This is a genomic window from Sphingomonas sp., assembly GCF_003248515.1.
Lineage (GTDB): Bacteria > Pseudomonadota > Alphaproteobacteria > Sphingomonadales > Sphingomonadaceae > Sphingomonas_I.
In genome coordinates, this window is record NZ_QFOB01000005.1 from 56,809 (window position 1) to 74,411 (window position 17,603).

Sequence of the window (17,603 nt, forward strand, 5' to 3'; positions counted from 1 at the left end):
GCGAGGTTCTGAGCCGCGCCGGATCACCGGCTTCGCGCCGTGGCGATGGCGCCCGGGCGGGCATCGAAGGTCAGGGGGGGCGTTGCCCCGCACCAGCGTCTCGCCTTCGATGCGGAACAGGCTCACATCCTTTTCCACCGCACACTGGACGAGCAGCGCCGGCAAGCAGATCACAGGCCAAACAGCTATTTCATCCACGCTGCCTAGGCCTTGGTGCTCCTGAAACCAAGGTGCTGGCTTAATGCCGAACCGGCGCGGGCGATCTGGTCCTTGAGCTGGCGGGATCCGAGCGAGCCATCCTGATAATGTCGCGCTTCTACGACATAACTGACGCTGCCCTGAATTGCGGCGTCTGGCCCGAAAATTGGGGCGGAGATACCGACCAGTCCGTGATCGAGTTCGCCGAAGGTGACGAACGCCGGCTGTTCGCGGATCTGACGGAGCTCGCTGCGAAACGCCTCCCAGCTCTTCCCCAGACCGTTGGCGGCGACTTCCTCGCAATTGTCGTCATAGAAGCGGCGAGCCTTACGCCTCTCGACATTGGCCAGGATCACTTTCGAGGCGGCGCCGCGCAACAATGGCATCAGACGCCCCCGTTCGTAGCTGACGGAGATACCTGGGAATCCTATCCCGCGCTGGGCAACGCACATCACCTTCATGCGATAGAATCGACAAAGGAGGGTCATCACATTGACCGGGGCATGCTCGACGAGCCGCTCCATGGCGGGCTCCCCGTAAATCAGCAGTGGGTCGCTCTGGCGAACGAGATGGTCAAGCTCGAAGACCGCCGGGCCGATCGCGTAACGGCCCTGGCCACGAGCTGCGAGCAACTCGGCATTCAAAAGACTGCGAAAATATTCGTAGGCTGTTGCCTGAGCGAGATTAAGCTCCGTCGCAGCGGCCTCCACGGTCCATTCCGGCCGTTCGACACTGAACAGCCGCAGGATCGAAAGCACCTTGTCCGGGGTCTTCACACGCCTCTCTCTCGACGGCTTCACTTCGCTCGTGGCTGCGGTGAGTGGCCGTCCTCGACATTGCGTGGCCGGTTGTCAAACCGGAAGCATGGCAAGGTTCAGCACGGCGCCAGGCAGAACGGCTATCGGGGGTTCGGGCGCGCCATAAGCGAAGCCGCGAACGAGCGAGCCCAAGAGGGCGAGTTCCCGCACGGCGCGCCTTCCCGCACCCCGGACCGCATCATGCCCAGGCTTCACGATAGAGCGCTTGAATCGTATCCGCATCCGGAACGAGGGGATTGTTGGCCGGCGAACCCGAGGCCAATGCCTGCTCGGCCATCAACGGCAGCAATTCTGTCCAATGCTTCTCGTCGATCCCGTACGATCTGGGAGAGGGCACCCCAAGGTCGGAATTGACGTCGCGCAGAGCCTCGATCAGCCGCGCGACAGCGGCCTGGTCACCTTCGCCATGAACTGAGACGCCCATGCTCCGAGCGCAATCCGCATAACGCTGGAGAGCGCCGGGCGCAGACCAGGCCGTAACGACCGGCAGGAGCATCGCATTGGACAGACCGTGCGCGACGTGGAAATGCGCCCCGATCGGACGGCTCATGCCGTGGACGAGGGCGACCGAGGCATTGGAAAAGGCAATGCCTGCCTGAAGCGAGCCGGTCATCATGGCTTCGCGCGCCGCGCGATCGCCCGGATTCTCGCAGACCCGGCGCAGGTTGGGCCAGATCAGGCGCATGGCGGATATGGCCATGCCGTCCGAAAAAGGATTGGCTCGCCTGGAGACATAGGCCTCGATCGCATGCGTCAGTGCATCGATACCGGTGTCGGCCGTCAGCCGCAGCGGCTTGCTCAGAGTCAACTCATAGTCAACGATCGCAAGGGTAGGAAGGTAGGCGAGTCCGGCGCAGAGCATCTTCTCGTCATTCGCCTCATCGGTGATAACGGTCACTCGCGTAGCCTCCGATCCGGTGCCCGCCGTCGTGGGTATCGCAATGATCGGCAGGCGCGGTTCGTCTTCTTGATGCGGAGCCTTGAGCGCGCGCATCGAGCCACCGCACGTCGCGAGCACTGCGACCGCCTTGGCGGTATCGATCGAACTGCCGCCGCCGAATCCGATCAGGCAATCATGGTCGCCGTCTTTCACGAACTCTACGGCGGCATCGACGCACGTCACGGTCGGGTCGGGAACGATGCCGGTGAACGCGCGTGGCATGATGCCCGCGCCGCGCAAGACGTCGAGCAGCCGATCCAGTGCACCGCTCTTCGCCATGAAATCGTCGGTGAGAATGGCTGGGGTGCGTAATCCGAGTTGGGCCAGGGCGTCGGGCAGTTCGTTGAGCGTGCCGGCGCCGATGCGCATCGCCCGCGGAAGATAGATTGCAGACATTCAGACGTGCCTTTTCGATGTCGACTTGGGTGGGCAAGGATGTGGCTGGCGGATCGCGTTCCAGTGGGCGTGGGGCCGCCACCGGCGATGACAAATCATTGCCACGAGCGGACGATATCGGCGACCGCAGGCTCAAACCGGGTGAGCAGATCCTCGGCCGGGATGTCGCCCATCGCGATCGGCCTGGTCGGTCCCGCCAGGATGAACTGAATGTCCGAAATGCCGATCAGCCCGAGGATCGCTCTGAGATAGGGCGAGGCGTGATTATACTGTTCGCCAGGCGCGCCCGGAGAGAAATCCCCGCCTGAGGCAATGATGATGGCTGCCTTCTTGCCGCGGACCAGGCCCTCGTTGGTGGGCGTCACGGTGGAGCCCACACGAACGATCTGATCGATCCACGCCTTGAGCGGCGCGGGTATCGTCAGGTTGTGCATCGGCGTGCCGATCAGGATATGGTCGGCGGCTTGCAATTCGGCGATAAGCTCGTCCGATAATCGCATCGCTGCGGCGCTTTCGGCCGAATGCGTGTCGGGCGCGGTAAACGCCCCGATAATCCAGTGTATGTCGACAAGTGGCGCACCAGCGGTGATCAGGTCCCGTGTCACGACGTCGCCATCCGGATGCGCCCGCCGCCATTCAGCGACGAACCGCTTCGTCAACTGGCGCGAAATCGAATAGTCGAACTGCGGACTGGCGACCACCACCAGCAATCTCGTCATGGGATGCCTCTTTGTTGTGTCGGGCTCATTTGAATGCCCACCCGCCATCCACATTCAGAACCTGGCCGCTGATGAAGGACGCGGCATCGGAGGCCAGAAACGTGACCGTGCCGACGATATCCTCAGGCACGCCAGGACGGGTAATACTCTGATCGCTTACGACTGCGTCGGAAAGCGCCTGAATCTCCGGCCCCTTGTCCATTACGAACAGCCCCGGTGCCACGGCGTTAACGGTGATACCGTAGGAACCGAGTTCGCGAGCGAGCGCGCGGGTCAACGTCGCGACACCACCTTTGGCGGCAATATAGGGCGTCATATTGTGCGGAAGACCGCGATCGACGGTCGCGGAAACGACGTTGATGATCCGACCGGCTTTTGCTGCCTTCATCCCCGGGATGACGGCGCGCGCGCAGAGCCAGGCACTGGTCAGGCACAAGGCAAGGGTGCGATTCCAGTCGGACAAGCTGAAATCCTCCGCCGCCGCAAATCCAAATTGCCCGCCAGCATTGTTTATAAGCACTTCAACGTTGCCGAAAGCGCTCGTCGCGGTGCCCATCGCCCGATCAACAGAGATCTCGTCGGTCGCATCCATCGCAATGGCGAGTGTCTGAGCGCCCGTTGCGGCGAGGCCCGCCGCGACGTGCCTTGCGCCGCCTTCATTGATGTCGGCTACCACGACATGCGCGCCCAGTGCGGTAAATGTCTTCGCATAGGCGGCGCCCAGTCCTTGTGCCGCTCCGGTAATGAAAACATGCTTGCCGGTCATTGGCGTTCCTTCGGATACCGCGCTTGCAGCCGGATGGCTCACAAGCGCGGTCGATGGATCCTGGTGCGTCAGAAAGCTGGCGTGCCAATGGCGGTGATGCCGGCAGCCGGCTGTACGTGGCGCTTGGAGATCAGCCACTTGCCGTCGACCTTCGTGAACTCGTCGTTCGCATGACCCATCGTCACAAAGTCGGCCGGACGCATGTCGCCCTGATCCTTATTCTTGAGAAACCACTGCCATGATATGACGTTGGTGCGAAGAGATGGCGTGCCATTTTTCCATGCGAAGAATTGTTGCCCGAGGATGTGGGTAACCATCTCATATGCTGCGGTGGAATCGTCGAGAAATTTCAAATATTCGGCGCGCCCATTGAATACCATCGGTTTGCCCTTCATCGCATAGGTCACCTCGGTATCTTCAGTGAAGCAGGCCGCCGCTCCAGAGTTGGGTCTTCCTCGATCGATGACTTCGAAATATTCAAGATAGGTCTCGAGACATTCGCGCTCGGCCTGAATCGTAGCCATGAACGATTCCGGCGTCGACAGATCTCCAAGCTGAAAGGCGTCTTCCCGTGCCACGATATCCTCCTCCAATTCGACGTTGTCTTTCACAATGGGGTGACCGTTATCCTCAGGTTATGGAGCTCAGACCGCCGTCGAGCACAAAGTCGGCGCCGGTCACCCAGCTGGCCTCGTCGGAAACCAGGTAAAGCGCGCAATATGCGATATCCTCCGGCCGGCCGGCACGGCCTATCGGATGGAGATCCTCCATTTGCTGACGATATTCCGGTGTAAGCGCGGCGATCAGCCCCGGAGTGATCACGGCCCCCGGAGAGATCGTATTCGAACGTATGCCGAGTGAAGCGCCTTCGGCAGCGAACTGCCTGCTCATTGCGATCACTCCACCCTTTGCCGCAGCATGCGCTGTCGCGCCCAAGTGAGGGTTTCCGCGATGGCCCGACACCGACGCTGTGGTCAGGATCACGCCGCGCTTCGACGCATCGCACGGCCGAGGCCTGGCCCGATCCAAGCGCCATCGCCGAGCGACTCTATCTGGACTGCAACGAGATGGCGCTCGGCGAGCAACCGCCGTCAACGGAAGGGATCCGCGACTATGATTCCGAGGACGGAACGGTGCTGGCATTCGATTACAAGGCCAATCACGATTTCGAGATCGTAGGCGGATGCGGTCTGCATCTTTGGGCGTCGCCGGAAGCCCATGACGAGATGGATCTGTTTGTTGGTCTGACCAAGCTTGACAATGCCGGCCAGCCGATCGGCTTTCGTTTTTACTCGACGTTCAGCGAAGGGCCGATGGCGCTCGGCTGGTTGCGGGCCAGTCATCGCGAACAGGCCGCCGGCAGCAGCGAAATGCGCCCGCTTTACACCCATACCAACAAGCTGCCGCTGATCGCTGGCGATTATGTCGAGCTGGATGTCGAAATCTGGCCGGTCGGCAGCGTGATACGGAAGGGTGAGACGCTGCGGCTCCTGATCGGGGGCCGGGACTTGCATGATTTCAGCACCGGGGCGCCCGAACTTGGCCACTCCCCCGACAACCGCGGGGTTCATCGTATCCGATCGAGCGCCGATCAGCCCAGCTATCTGACCTTGCCGATTCGTCGGATCTCGACCGGACTGTCGGGCACTTGATCGGAGCCTTTGTTACACTTGCCGACTGGTTTACAAGATGCTGATGGACCTCGACATCAGCATGCTGACGGATTTTCGGCTGGTGGCATTGCACGGAGGCTTCGGCAGGGCGTCCCGGTCGACCGGACGGCCGAAGGCGACGCTGTCGAAGCGCGTGATCGAACTTGAGACGAATCTTGGGGTCCGGCTTTTCGACAGGTCGAGCCGGAGCCTGCATCTGACGGAGGAAGGCCAGAAACTGCTGGTCTATGCCCAGCAGCTCGTCGACACCGTCGAAAGCATCCGCGAGGAACTTGGCGCGGGGGCCGGCCACCCCAGCGGAAAGCTGCGGATCGCGGCACCGAGTGTATTCTCGCAAATCTGGCTTGGCCGGGTAACGGCTGAGTTCATCAAGCTCTATCCCGAGGTCGAAATCGAGGCATTCGTGCTCGATCCGCCTGCCGACACCGCGGTAGAATTGTTCGATGTTTTGATCAGGGTGAACCCGCCGCCATCGATGGAATTGGTCGGTCGCGTGTGCGCACGCGACCACGCGCGTGTGGTCACTTCCCCGTCTATGATCGACTTTCTCGAACGGCAGTTGGCCGAGTCTGACGAGCCCGTTCTGCCTGCAATCGCCCCGACCGGAATGACGTCGGTCGGGCCTTGGACGCTGGACTATAAAGGCCGCAGTTGCCGCGTGCAGCCGCAGATCCGTTTGCACCTCCCTTCGCGTGTTATGATGCGTGATGCAGTTCGCGCCGGGTTCGGCTTCGCCGAACTCCCTGCCACCGTGGTCATGGGAGATCTCGATCTTGGTCATCTGGTCGACTTGGGCCCGGCTCCGGTGCCCGACGTCGCGGAGTGTCGCCCGCAGATTGTGGCAACGTCGTCTGCGCCCCGATCGCCGGACAGCAGGTTCGACGTTTGCGCAAAGGGCTGCGGACGACCAAGGTCACAGGTGATACCGCAGCGTTGCGCCAAAGGTTCGCGGCGCTCCCGGGCTGTAGTCGCCGGAGAAATTCGCGTAGCTCACGAAGATCGGGTATTTCGCGCCGTTAAGGTTGCGCCCCCAGATGTCTATTCCCCAGATCTTGTCCGGCGATGTCCATGAAAGACCCGCGCTGAGCAGCTGATAGGGCGCGCGCCGTTGCTCGGGGGAATTCTGAACGTCGAAATAGGCGGTCGATCGGAAGCTCAAGTTCACGTTCGCCACGAGATCGCCGATCCTGGTTTCCGCTTTGTAACGCGCCGCGACATTGCCGGACCAGGGGTCGGCAAACACAACGCGCTTGCCCGAGGCGTCGGCTACGAAGGTCGCGCCCTGCACGCCGTTCACATAAGGCGTGAACGTCGCATTTGGATAGGATCGGTAACGATAGTCGGCGTAGGTCAGATTGGCTGACAGCGTCAATCCGGTCGTTGGCTGAACTTCCAGTGACGCGTCAAATCCCTTGTTGCGCGCGCTTGCGGCGTTGCCGGTGATCGGGAATCCAAGCACGGGGGATACGAAGCGCACCTGTAGATCGCTGACGTCATAATAGAAGCCGCTCAGATTCAGCACCACGCGATTGCCGAACAGCCGTGACTTCAACCCTATTTCATACGCATCAATGAATTCCGCCTTGATCGGTGGCAGTACGGCGCCGCTCGTCGTGGTGATATTATAGTAGCCGCTTTTGAAGCCGCGATTGTAGCTGATGTAGGTGATGATCTTCTGCGTCACCGCGAAATCGACAGTCGCTTTGTAGGTGAACGCGCCCTGGCTATCGCGCGGCGTCGGGTTTGATACGTTACGAGGGGGCGTCAGGACGCCCGCAGCGGTCAGCGTCTGATCGTAGGAATGCGTTAGCCGGTGAATATCGGTCGTATACCGCACGCCGCCTGTAAAATGCGCGCGATCGTTGAAGAATGGCACCGTAGCCTGCGCATAGGCGGCATAGGATATCGTCCGCTGCGCGTTATAATATCTGATCTGACCAGTAGCGCCCTGTCCGGTCGAGGTTCCCTCGATCGCGAAGGGGGTGTAGGCGGCATTATCGTGGAAGTAATATCCGCCGATGATCCACTTTGTTGCCGAGGACTGCAAGGATTGAACGTTTATCTCTTGCGTATATGTTTTCTCATCGAGGCCGAATCTGAAAGTGCTATACGGTATCGGCAGAGCGGTTGCGTTCTGGACGCCGTCACTTTTAAGCCGACGAGCACTCGAAATGCTCGTGATGCTGGCCCAGGGTAAATCCTGCTCGATGCGCAACGATGCGCCGCCCTGCTTGGCGATGCGGTACTGGTTCACCACGTCCTGCGTATCATAGTAACCACCGACGGGCGCGTTGGTATAGGGCGGCTTTTGTGTCCCGGGCAAGGTGGACAGCGTCAAGCCGGCATCCGCGCGCGATCTGTCATAGTCGGCGGCCAATGTAACGGTGGTGCGATCAGTCGGCGTCCAGTACAGTTTGGAGCGTCCGCTGATATTGTTGTTCAGATACGAATCCGAACCGTTGAAGAGATTGTGCCCCCAGCCTTGCGACTGACGAGATCCTGCTACGGAAAGATCGATCGCGAGATTGTCCGAAAGGCCGGTCGTTCCGTAGAAGCTGCCGGACACAGTCCGATAATTGGCGTAACCGGCAGTCAGGTCGAGTGACGGAGTGTGGCTGGGCGTGCGCGTCACAATGCTGACCGCGCCAGCCGCTGCATTGCGACCGAAGAGAGTGCCCTGCGGCCCCTTGAGCATCTCGATCCGTTCGATGTTGTTGAGCGAGAATACGGAGCCGCTCGGCGATGGCAGGTAGACGCCGTCGATATAGGTTGTTGCCGGTGGCTCATTGCCGACGGCGCCGGAGTTCACGCCGAAACCGCGTATATAGGGCGTGACCCCGGTCGACGCGGCCTGATAATTCAGCCCCGCGGTTACGGTGGCGAGATCCGCCACGCTGGTCACGCGCTGTTCCTGAAGTGTGGCGCCAGTGACGGCGCTGATGCTGATCGGGACCTTCTGGATAGATTCGTCGCGCTTTTGCGCGGTCACGATAATGTCAGCGATCCCTGATTGGGTATCGGTCGTCGATTGCCTCTGCGCAGCGGCGGGTTGCGTGGCTGGGACGTGCCCGGACGCGTTTTGAGCGCGCGCCGCGAATGCGCAACCGAGTGCGCACGTCATGGACGTCGATAATATGAGTGCCCTGTTCATGCTCATCTCCCCTCGTTTATTTTATTGATTGTTCTGCACGGCCGAACCGCGCCCAGTGCCAAGGGCCGCAGTCCGCGCTTCACCGTAGCTCCAGCTGCGAAAGGCAGGCGATCGCGGACGGAGTCACCACAAAAATCGCGAAAATCGATAATAATCGATCTACGCAACGTTCATATTGTCAATATAAGATAATATCGTCAATATCATTTCGGTCCGCTGGGGTGGCTTGACTGGATGGGGGCATGGTCGCCGATTTCGAATGCGCCGACCGCGTCGCTCCAGCGGGCAACTCATGGAAACTCTCAATGGACGGTCCGGCGCAGTTCGTGGTGATCGGGGCCGAAGGGCCAATGTGCGATTGCGCCATGCTGCGCGCATGCTCGATTTTGTCCCCTGGCTGGTCGGTTCGCCGACGGCTGCGCTTCTTCGCCAGGCTCAAGGAAGGCGCTGTCTAGGCGAAAGCATATGCCGGCCACCGGGTCGGTCGGCGGGCAAGTCGACAGCACAGGTGGGGCGACAGTTTCATCGGAATCGCGGCTTTACGGTATGGCGCGATGATCGGAAGCTGCATCCCGATCGGTCGGGCCATCTTCCGTTCGTGGATGCGCGTTACGCTTGGCGGCCGAGGTTTTTGATGTGGTACGATCTCCTATTTTGCCGAGGAGCGGCGCGCCCACAGTCAGAGGACGTCGCGAGACGCAAGCCGTTGCTGTCATCGGCTACATTCGTGGACGCCATGTCCACGCAGCGTCGTCGACCCCATTTTGCGTGCCATCTGGCAAGAGTTTGAAGGTGCTTTCACGCTGATCCCGCGTCGCTTGGGCGCGCATTCGGGCGCCCACGGGTTTCCGCTGTCATTCCCCTCGGCCATAAGTAAATATTTGATTATAAAAGAATCTATCCGAAATGTGCGGCGTGTGTGGCCGGTGGTGGCTTTTGTGTTGGTAGGGAAATTCCGACGCATAAAATGAATAAATTATCAAATAGCGATAATCCGGTTTGAGAAATTTGGACGATAATATCTCTCTTTGACATTCGTGAGATGTGAGGGCTAAGCCCGCGATACGCCGGACGAGAGATCCGGCCGTTCGGGCATCAGGAGAGGTTATGAAGGGCGTGAAGACGGCGGTGGCGCTGATGTGTGCGCATTCGATGCTGACACCGGCGTTCGCGCAGGGGCTCAAACCCGACGCGCAAGCGAATGGCGATCCGGTTGGGGCGCAGCCGGCTGTGAATGAGGAGCAATCGTCGGGCCGGCCTCAAGCAGCCGCCGCTGACAGCGATATTGTCGTTACGGCGCTCAAGAATTCCGTATCGCTACAGAGGACGCCAGCAGCGATTTCGGTCGTAACAGGTGACGTCATCGTCAAGCGGAACATCGTGGACCTTCGCTCGATCGGGCCTTTGGTGCCGTCGTTCAAGACCAACTTCGAGGGGACCGCGACGCAGATTTTTGCGCGCGGTGTTGGCAAGCAGGTTGACCAAAGCAATATTCCGGATGCGGTCGGTGTCGTCATTGATGGCGTCGCCATTCCGCAGCATTCCAGCGTTTTCGGCATGTTCGACATAAGCAGCGTTCAGATTCTGCCCGGGCCGCAGGGCACGCTTTACGGAAGCTCGGCAATCGGGGGTGTCGTCAATATTACAACGAACCGGCCATCCAATGACTGGAGCGGCTCGCTTGTAGCAGAAGGCGGCAATTATAATTCCCTCCACATTACCGGAGTCCAGAACGTTCCGGTGACGAGAAACTGGAGTCTGCGAGCCGTCTATAACGGTAATTACCATGGTCCATACAATGACAATGGAACATATACCGATAATATGACCGCATTCAGGCTATCATCTCTTTATAATTCGGACAGCGGATTTGCGTTTTACCTGGGCGGCATGTATGGTCATGATAGGTATCGCCTGTCGCCATCGGTGCCGTTCCCGATCCTCAATGGCAATCCGTACAAGATCATGCCGTTTGATCCGGCGACGGCCATATTTTATCCGCCAAATGGTGGGGCGACAGACGCCGGCAGAGTTCGCGTCGACGTAGCATCGATCACGGCTGAGCTTTCCAAGAAATTGGGGGATGTCACGATCACTTATTCGGGCGGATATGCTCTGCGGCGCACGCCAGGTGCAGGAAGTTCCGACGGATACAATATTTTTGCGGTCGCCGGCTTCATGAATCCCTATCAACTCAACGATGACGGCTTCAACAACGAGATCCGCGCAACCAACGGCACGTCATCGCGCCTGTCGTGGATTTTGGGGGCCTATCAGTCTTATTCCAAGAGCCATGAATTCTACGTTTTTGGGCCCAATCTGTCCGGATATGCGTATGACACCATCCGGCACACATATGCGGCCTATGGCCAGGCAACCTTTTCGATCACGGACTCGACCCGCATAACGGGCGGCTTGCGCGTCTCGAAGGATTCGCTGCGGACCGACGATGATGCCCGGGTGTTCTTTCCGGCCGGCAACTTCCCCAACTTTGACAGAGGCGTGATCCCGTTCAGCTACGATCAGAGTTGGAACCGGCTCAACTGGAAGGCGGCGATCGAACAGGATCTGGGTGCCCGCTCGATGTTTTATGCATTCGTCCAGTCCGGCTTCAATCCAGGTACGTTCAATGGCAACGCGCCAAACCCCGGTGGGCTCGTCAAACCGCAATCGATGGTGGGCTATACGGCGGGAATAAAGAACAGGTTTGGCCCGATAACGCTTAATTTCGAGGCCTATCTTTACAACTATAAAGACCAGATCATCGCGCTGCCCGATCTTGTCAACGGGACAAATGTGCTCGGTAATGCGCAGAAGACGCAGATGTACGGGCTCCAGGCCGACAGCGTGTTCAACGTGACGTCGACGACGCAGTTCAGAGCCAACATGGGCTATCTCCACGCCCGCTTCGACGAGTTCAATTACGTCAGCGGCTCATTGCAGGATTTCGCCGGCAACATTCCCTCTTTCTCCCCCAGGCTTACCGCGAGCATCGGTGCGTCGCAGACGTTCAAACTTGCAAGCGGCGGCTCGGCGGAGGCGCGCGTCGATAGCTATCTGACGACGTCCTACTGGTTTGAATTTACCAACACCCCGGGCTTCAAGCAGGACGGCTATACCAAAACGGACCTGACGCTGACCTACACCTCGCCCGATGGCAAATGGTCGATCGCTGGCTGGGTCAAGAATATCGAAGACAGCTGGACCGCTGCGTCGGGGGGCACGGCGCCGGGGCGGCCTTATCCGGCGGTGGCGTATTTCGAACCCCCGCGCACATGGGGCGGGCGCGTCTCACTCAAATGGTGACGCTGCCAGCCTGTGATCGGAGTGTGGGTAATTGGGGCGATCGCGGCGGAGACGCGGCGATCGCCAGCTGGCTGATGGTTGTACGGGCGTGAGGCGTCGTCGACCGTGAGGGAGTGAGCATGCGATCGGTAATGCATTTCATAGATGGGGCCGCAGCCTCGTTTGGCGGCGGCACAGGCAAGGTGTTCGCGCCGACCACCGGCGAAGTACAGGCCACGGTCGAACTGGGCGATCGGGCGGTGCTCGAACGGGCTGTCGTCAGCGCGCGCGCGGCGCAAGCCGGTTGGGCAAGTATCAACCCGCAGCGCCGCGCGCGCGTCATGTTCGCCTTCAAGGGCCTGCTGGAGGCTCGGATGGATGAGCTTGCCGAGCTGCTCGCGTCCGAGCACGGCAAGGTTGTCTCGGATGCCAGAGGCGATATTCAGCGTGGTCTCGACGTGGTCGAATTCGCCTGCGGAATTCCTCATTTGCTCAAGGGCGAGTTTTCCGAAGGCGCCGGGGCCGGGATCGACGTCTATTCAATGCGTCAGCCGCTCGGCGTGGTTGCCGGGATCACCCCGTTCAATTTTCCGGCGATGATCCCGCTGTGGATGCTGGCGCCGGCGATCGTCTGCGGCAATGCTTTCATCCTCAAGCCATCGGAACGCGATCCGTCTGTGCCTGTGCGGCTGGCCGAATTGCTGTGCGAGGCCGGATTGCCGGCCGGTGTGCTCAATGTCGTTCAGGGCGACAAACAGATCGTCGATGCGATACTCGACCATCCGGATATCAAGGCGGTCAGCTTCGTCGGCTCGTCGGATATCGCGCAATATGTCTATGGCCGCGGCGCAGCGGCGGGCAAGCGCATGCAATGTATGGGAGGTGCCAAGAACCACGGCATCGTGATGCCCGATGCTGATCTGGACCAGACGGTCGCAGACATATTGGGTGCGGCCTATGGATCGGCGGGCGAACGATGCATGGCGCTGCCGGTGGTGGTGCCGGTCGGCGAGGCGACGGCAGACGCGCTGCGCGACAAATTGGTCGGCGAAATTGACAAGCTCAAGGTCGGCATCTCGACCGATCCCGAGGCGCATTTCGGGCCTGTCGTGTCGGCACAACACAAGGAACGGATCGAGCATTACATTCAGATGGCGGTCGAGGAGGGATCGGAGCTTGTGGTCGATGGCCGCGGCTTCGGGTTGCAGGGCTACGAGAATGGCTATTTCCTGGCACCAACCCTGCTCGATCGCGTCACGTCCGGCATGAAAAGTTATCAGGACGAGATTTTCGGCCCCGTGCTTCAGATCGTGCGGGCGCGCAACTTCGAGGAGGCGGTGGCCCTCCCGACCCGTCACCAATATGGCAATGGTGTCGCGATCTTCACGCGCAACGGTGATGCGGCGCGTGAGTTTGCCAGCAGGGTCGAGGTTGGCATGGTGGGCATCAACGTGCCGATTCCGGTGCCGGTATCCTACCACAGCTTCGGTGGCTGGAAACGGTCGGGATTCGGCGACATGAACCAATATGGCATGGACGGGATCCGCTTCTACACGCGGGTCAAAACGGTCACGCAGCGATGGCCGAGCGGCGGGAAGGTGCTCGATCAGAGTTTCGTCATCCCGACGATGCGATGATCGCGCGTCGGGAGCCGACGCGCAACGGGGGAAGGGACGTCGCGGCCCACCGGCATATTGTCTCCGCCATCGGGGATGCGGTTGCCAGTTGTCTCGCGAGCGCGCCGGACAATCCCTTGAGAATTTATGCGCGCCCGGAGGCGTGCGCGGTGCGTGACAACGACAACGGATAGGAGGAAATCATGGCCCTCACCAGACTTGGACATGTTGCATATACCGCGACCGACGCGGCCACGGCGGGCTTCAAGACGCTGCCCTGGGTCGATGAGGTCGTCGGCGCGCTCCAGTCGTATCGAGACCAGCAACCGAGCGCGGAAGATCTTGCCCGGGTGGACAATTACCAGGTGACCCCGCTCGAATATTTCAAGAACCCGCACCTGCGGGTGCGCGCTCTTGAAAACGAGGCCGGGCACATGTTTCGCAACATGATCGCGCAGATGGACGAACATCTCGATGAGGAGATGGCCCGCACGGTCGCGTACGCTGCGGGCCTTGCCCACGGCAAACGGCGCATGTCTTCGTTCATGAATGGGCAGAAGCTCGATGGCGGGCCTGAAGCGATGGCCAAGATGCAGGACACCGGCCATTCGGCTGCTGGCCCGCGACACACCACCGCCCTGTTCGCGCATTACAATGACCAGCTGGTGGAGGTGGCGCGCACCGAGGATTCCTATGGCGCGCATACCGGCAAGGAATCTCCGGCAACGAGCGCATTCTTCGATGGCTTTATCGATGGTTATATGGCGACCGATCCGAAGCTCGTCCGTATCGAAGAGCTCCATCGTGATCGGCCGGATGGGCGGACCGAATTCGTCCATCGCTTCTGGTACGCGCCGGGCGACTGAGGTTTGCGCCGCGGCGCACCGCGTGGGGCGGCGGCGATCTGGCGCGGTTAGGATGAAATCATCATTCGCGAAGCGCACGGTCTTGTCGCGGTTGCGCAGCTCGATCTGATCGAGCTGCGCAACGTGGCCGGTGCCAACGCCTTGGCGCGCGCCAAGCCGCCCGAGCGGGCTTTGACGGGCGCCGGTTTTTGCGGGAAATATTCGTCATAGGTTTGTCTGCGGTGCTCAGCGCCGGGAACGACCTCAAGGAATTGGCGCTCCCGCCTGTTTGAGAAAAACGAGCGCCCGAGCGCAGAATCGCAAATTGTCCGGAAGCTTGAGCTGCCCTCGGTGCGGGTAATCGCTGCATTCGAAGGCCATAACGCTGGATGACAGGTTCAGGTTGGCGCTCGCTCGCCACGCCATGGCGAGCGAACCGCTTATACGCTCGCACCTGACAGAATGAGGCCGGTGACCGCGTGAGTTGGGGCGGACAGCTATCGACCGACGCGTTGCGCGCCGTTCGTCCTGCGCGTCTTGATGTTCGCCGGGATCGACGGCGAGATGTCCCCGCATGACGGGCAGGTCGACGCCCTGAAGCCTGTTGGCCGCGATCCGCACCGAGCTGCCATAGCACCACTGATGCAGGAGGCCGGTCTGGCGGCATCTCGGCGAGGGCGAGGTGTCCCGCGCGGTCGACATGAACCGAAAGCGGCGGACCGGAGCGGTCGACGGACGCAATCGCGGCAGAAGCTTGTTCGTCATTTGGCTTCTGTCGTGCCAAAAAGAGCTAAAAAGTCATATTATTGCAATATATGACTATTTATAATATGCAGATTCCCATAATACGCGAAAAATAACTATCATATATGGGAGGATGTGATGAAGTTGGGGCGTCAGGCATTCCTGCTATCCGCCGGCTCGTTCGTCTCGCTGTCCGCGCCGCCGCTCGCTGCGGTCGCTCAGACCGGCGCAGGCCAAGTCTCCGCCCAGGCTCCTTCTCTCCCAAGCCGGCGATTGGTGCTTGCGAGCGATCCGCCGCAGGATAGCGAGCGACTTCCCGACATCGTCGTGACCGCGCAGAAGCGCTCGGAAAATCTCCAACGCGTGCCCGTCGCTGTGAGTGCTTTCTCGGCGAAGGCGATCGAAACCGCAGGCATCACCAACGCCGATCAACTGGTCAGCCTCGTCCCCGGCCTGCAGATCAACCATGGCAGCAGCAATGCGGCTCCATTCCTGCGGGGGATCGGCACCAACAGTGGCACGATCGGCAATGAGCCGGCCGTGGCAACCTACGTCGATGGGGTCTACCGCCCGTCGCCGGCAGGCTCAGTCTATTCGTTCAACAATCTCGAGCGGATTGAAGTGTTGAAAGGCCCGCAAGGCACGTTGTTCGGGCGCAACGCCGCCGGTGGCGTGATCAACGTGGTGACAAAGGACCCGAGCGTCGAGCCCTATATCAAGGCGAGTATCGGCTATGGCAATTTCGATACCCTGTCGGCCGATGCCTATGCCAGCACCGGGCTGGCCCCCGGTATCGCGATGGATCTCTCGGTGCTCTGGTCGCGGCAGGGCGATGGCTGGGGCCGCAATCTGTTCACAGGCAAGGATGCGTTTCTTAGCAACGAGATTTCACTCCGCTCGAAACTGCTGATCGAGCCGTGGGTGGGGGGGCGAGTGACATTGGTCGGCGACTATGATCGCACCCGGTACGATGTTGGCGCGAGCGAAGCGATTGCAAGCGGACTGAACCGCGTCGGTCTGGCGCATGTCGGGGGATTTTACGACATCAACTCCGAGATCGATCCGTATAACTATCAGAAGCAGGGCGGCGTCTCGCTCAAACTCGAGCAGGCGCTGAACTGGGCGCGATTCACCAGCATCACGGCATGGCGCGCCGTGCGCGCGCCAAGCCTGCTCGAACTCGATGGCTCGCCGTCGCCCTACATCGTGTTCAATTTTACGGGCAAGGAGAAGACTTTCACGCAGGAATTCAATCTCCAGTCAGCGCCATCGTCAACGGTTAGCTGGATCGCGGGATTCTTCTACTTCAATGATGATGCCCGCTACGATCCGTTGATTACCAGGGGATCGGCCTACGGCCTTGGGCCGACGGGCGGCTTCATCGTCAACGCCGGCCAGAAGACGCGGTCGCTTGCCGGATATGCGCAGGCAACATTGCCGCTGTTCGACGATCAGACCCATATTACCGGCGGCATCCGCTATACTTCGGATATCAAGAGGTTGTCGGCCAACCGCACGGTGCTGCTGACAGGGGCTCCGCTCGGCTACTCCTTCGCCGCCGGATTCCCGTTCCGGGTGCACCAACCCAAGCTCACCTATAAAGTCAGCCTCGACCACAGTTTCTCACCCGACATGATGCTCTATGCCTCGTACAGTCGCGGCTACAAGAGCGGGAATTTCAATCTCACCAATCCCACCCAGTTTCCAACCAGACCCGAGACACTCGACGCTTATGAGATTGGGCTCAAGAGCCAATGGTTCGATCACACGCTGCGCGCCAACTTCGCGGCCTTCTACTATAAGTTCCACGATAAGCAGGTGCAGGCATTCGTGGGAACGTCGTCGGTGCAGACCAATGCGGCGGAGGCGGAGTATAAGGGAATCGAGGCCGAACTTACCCTCGCACCAATCGATGGTCTAACGATTGTCGGTAGCCTTACCTATGTCGATTCGGAGTATCTTCGGTATCCCAATGCGGTGTTCTTCAACCGCCTGCCCGCAGGAGGTTTCGCCGCGCCATTCAGCGCGGATGCATCGGGCAATCAGGTTGCCTTTGTAGATCCGCTGACGGCGACGCTCAGCGCACAATATAATCTGCCAACAAGCTTCGGCTCTTTTGCTGGTCAGGCGACCATCAATTATCACGATCCCTATTTCTTCGATCCCCAGGAAGGGGCGCGACAGCCTTCTTATACAACGGTGGATGTAACTCTCTCGTTCACCCCGCCATCAAGCAGATTCTCGGTGATGATCTGGGGCAAGAACCTGACCCAAGCTCGCTACTATTCGCAGCGTGCCTGGTCGACCGCCGGGGATCTCTACAATCCTGGTGTGCCGCGCACTTTTGGTGTCCGGCTCGGCTACAAGATGTAGGCAACGGGCTCACACGTACGCGCATTATTATCACAATATGAAAATATAGTTTGACAGATTGGACGTCGAATTCCAATAA

Annotated in this window: 14 protein-coding genes and 1 pseudogene; 7 read left to right on the forward strand and 8 right to left on the reverse strand. The window is 60.0% G+C overall.

What is annotated here, in order from left to right:
• Positions 1–203 precede the first annotated feature (203 nt).
• From DI605_RS09940 to DI605_RS09965, 6 genes are all read right to left on the reverse strand, one after another.
• Positions 204–974, reverse strand: a complete 771-nt coding sequence (locus DI605_RS09940; protein WP_293972754.1) for an IclR family transcriptional regulator C-terminal domain-containing protein — start codon at positions 972–974, stop codon at positions 204–206.
• A gap of 220 nt (positions 975–1,194) precedes the next feature.
• Positions 1,195–2,352: an iron-containing alcohol dehydrogenase gene (locus DI605_RS09945; RefSeq protein WP_293972757.1), complete on the reverse strand. Its 1,158-nt coding sequence runs from the start codon at positions 2,350–2,352 to the stop codon at positions 1,195–1,197.
• A gap of 95 nt (positions 2,353–2,447) precedes the next feature.
• Positions 2,448–3,071: an NAD(P)H-dependent oxidoreductase gene (locus tag DI605_RS09950; RefSeq protein WP_293972760.1), complete on the reverse strand. Its 624-nt coding sequence runs from the start codon at positions 3,069–3,071 to the stop codon at positions 2,448–2,450.
• A gap of 25 nt (positions 3,072–3,096) precedes the next feature.
• Positions 3,097–3,837: an SDR family NAD(P)-dependent oxidoreductase gene (locus tag DI605_RS09955; RefSeq protein WP_293972763.1), complete on the reverse strand. Its 741-nt coding sequence runs from the start codon at positions 3,835–3,837 to the stop codon at positions 3,097–3,099.
• 68 nt (positions 3,838–3,905) lie between these two features.
• Positions 3,906–4,415 (reverse strand): nuclear transport factor 2 family protein, encoded by a 510-nt coding sequence (locus tag DI605_RS09960; RefSeq protein ID WP_293972766.1) that lies wholly within the window; start codon positions 4,413–4,415, stop codon positions 3,906–3,908.
• Positions 4,416–4,467: 52 nt separating this feature from the next.
• A complete protein-coding gene (locus DI605_RS09965) occupies positions 4,468–4,821 on the reverse strand; it encodes an SDR family oxidoreductase (protein ID WP_293972769.1) in 354 nt (117 codons plus the stop codon).
• On the opposite strand from DI605_RS09965, the gene DI605_RS09970 reads away from it, so the two are divergent.
• Both DI605_RS09970 and DI605_RS09975 read left to right on the forward strand, forming a co-directional pair.
• The gene (locus DI605_RS09970) at positions 4,746–5,489 is read left to right on the forward strand and encodes a CocE/NonD family hydrolase C-terminal non-catalytic domain-containing protein (RefSeq protein ID WP_293972771.1); all 744 of its coding nucleotides are present in this window, start codon (positions 4,746–4,748) and stop codon (positions 5,487–5,489) included. The two genes, DI605_RS09965 and DI605_RS09970, sit on opposite strands and share 76 nt — an antisense overlap.
• A gap of 43 nt (positions 5,490–5,532) precedes the next feature.
• Positions 5,533–6,582, forward strand: a complete 1,050-nt coding sequence (locus tag DI605_RS09975; RefSeq protein ID WP_367120040.1) for a LysR family transcriptional regulator — start codon at positions 5,533–5,535, stop codon at positions 6,580–6,582.
• A 6-nt stretch (positions 6,583–6,588) separates the two neighbouring features.
• Here the strand turns inward: DI605_RS09975 and DI605_RS09980 are convergent.
• Positions 6,589–8,667 (reverse strand): annotated as a pseudogene (locus DI605_RS09980) (TonB-dependent receptor); the annotation flags it as partial.
• Between the two features lie 236 nt (positions 8,668–8,903).
• On the opposite strand from DI605_RS09980, the gene DI605_RS09985 reads away from it, so the two are divergent.
• From DI605_RS09985 to DI605_RS10000, 4 genes are all read left to right on the forward strand, one after another.
• Positions 8,904–9,116: a hypothetical protein gene (locus DI605_RS09985; protein WP_293972777.1), complete on the forward strand. Its 213-nt coding sequence runs from the start codon at positions 8,904–8,906 to the stop codon at positions 9,114–9,116.
• A gap of 652 nt (positions 9,117–9,768) precedes the next feature.
• Positions 9,769–11,967, forward strand: a complete 2,199-nt coding sequence (locus DI605_RS09990; RefSeq protein ID WP_293972780.1) for a TonB-dependent receptor — start codon at positions 9,769–9,771, stop codon at positions 11,965–11,967.
• 119 nt (positions 11,968–12,086) lie between these two features.
• Entirely contained in the window at positions 12,087–13,583 is a 1,497-nt protein-coding gene (locus DI605_RS09995; RefSeq protein ID WP_293972783.1) for a CoA-acylating methylmalonate-semialdehyde dehydrogenase, read from the forward strand.
• A 182-nt stretch (positions 13,584–13,765) separates the two neighbouring features.
• A complete protein-coding gene (locus DI605_RS10000) occupies positions 13,766–14,428 on the forward strand; it encodes a hypothetical protein (RefSeq protein ID WP_293972786.1) in 663 nt (220 codons plus the stop codon).
• Positions 14,429–14,671: 243 nt separating this feature from the next.
• Here DI605_RS10000 and DI605_RS10005 read toward each other — a convergent pair whose 3' ends face one another.
• Positions 14,672–15,172, reverse strand: coding sequence for a hypothetical protein (locus tag DI605_RS10005; protein ID WP_293972789.1), 501 nt, complete (start codon positions 15,170–15,172; stop codon positions 14,672–14,674).
• Positions 15,173–15,289: 117 nt separating this feature from the next.
• On the opposite strand from DI605_RS10005, the gene DI605_RS10010 reads away from it, so the two are divergent.
• Entirely contained in the window at positions 15,290–17,524 is a 2,235-nt protein-coding gene (locus tag DI605_RS10010; RefSeq protein ID WP_293972793.1) for a TonB-dependent receptor, read from the forward strand.
• The last annotated feature ends 79 nt before the right edge of the window (positions 17,525–17,603 follow it).

Bases quoted from the DNA above. Each gene is read 5' to 3' on its own strand.
- DI605_RS09945 (WP_293972757.1), bottom strand. From the start codon at position 2,352: ATGTCTGCAATCTATCTTCCGCGGGCGATGCGCATCGGCGCCGGCACG.
- DI605_RS09950 (WP_293972760.1), bottom strand. From the start codon at position 3,071: ATGACGAGATTGCTGGTGGTGGTCGCCAGTCCGCAGTTCGACTATTCG.
- DI605_RS09955 (WP_293972763.1), bottom strand. From the start codon at position 3,837: ATGACCGGCAAGCATGTTTTCATTACCGGAGCGGCACAAGGACTGGGC.
- DI605_RS09975 (WP_367120040.1), top strand. From the start codon at position 5,533: ATGGACCTCGACATCAGCATGCTGACGGATTTTCGGCTGGTGGCATTG.
- DI605_RS09985 (WP_293972777.1), top strand. From the start codon at position 8,904: ATGGTCGCCGATTTCGAATGCGCCGACCGCGTCGCTCCAGCGGGCAAC.
- DI605_RS09990 (WP_293972780.1), top strand. From the start codon at position 9,769: ATGAAGGGCGTGAAGACGGCGGTGGCGCTGATGTGTGCGCATTCGATG.
- DI605_RS09995 (WP_293972783.1), top strand. From the start codon at position 12,087: ATGCGATCGGTAATGCATTTCATAGATGGGGCCGCAGCCTCGTTTGGC.
- DI605_RS10000 (WP_293972786.1), top strand. From the start codon at position 13,766: ATGGCCCTCACCAGACTTGGACATGTTGCATATACCGCGACCGACGCG.
- DI605_RS10005 (WP_293972789.1), bottom strand. From the start codon at position 15,172: ATGACGAACAAGCTTCTGCCGCGATTGCGTCCGTCGACCGCTCCGGTC.
- DI605_RS10010 (WP_293972793.1), top strand. From the start codon at position 15,290: ATGAAGTTGGGGCGTCAGGCATTCCTGCTATCCGCCGGCTCGTTCGTC.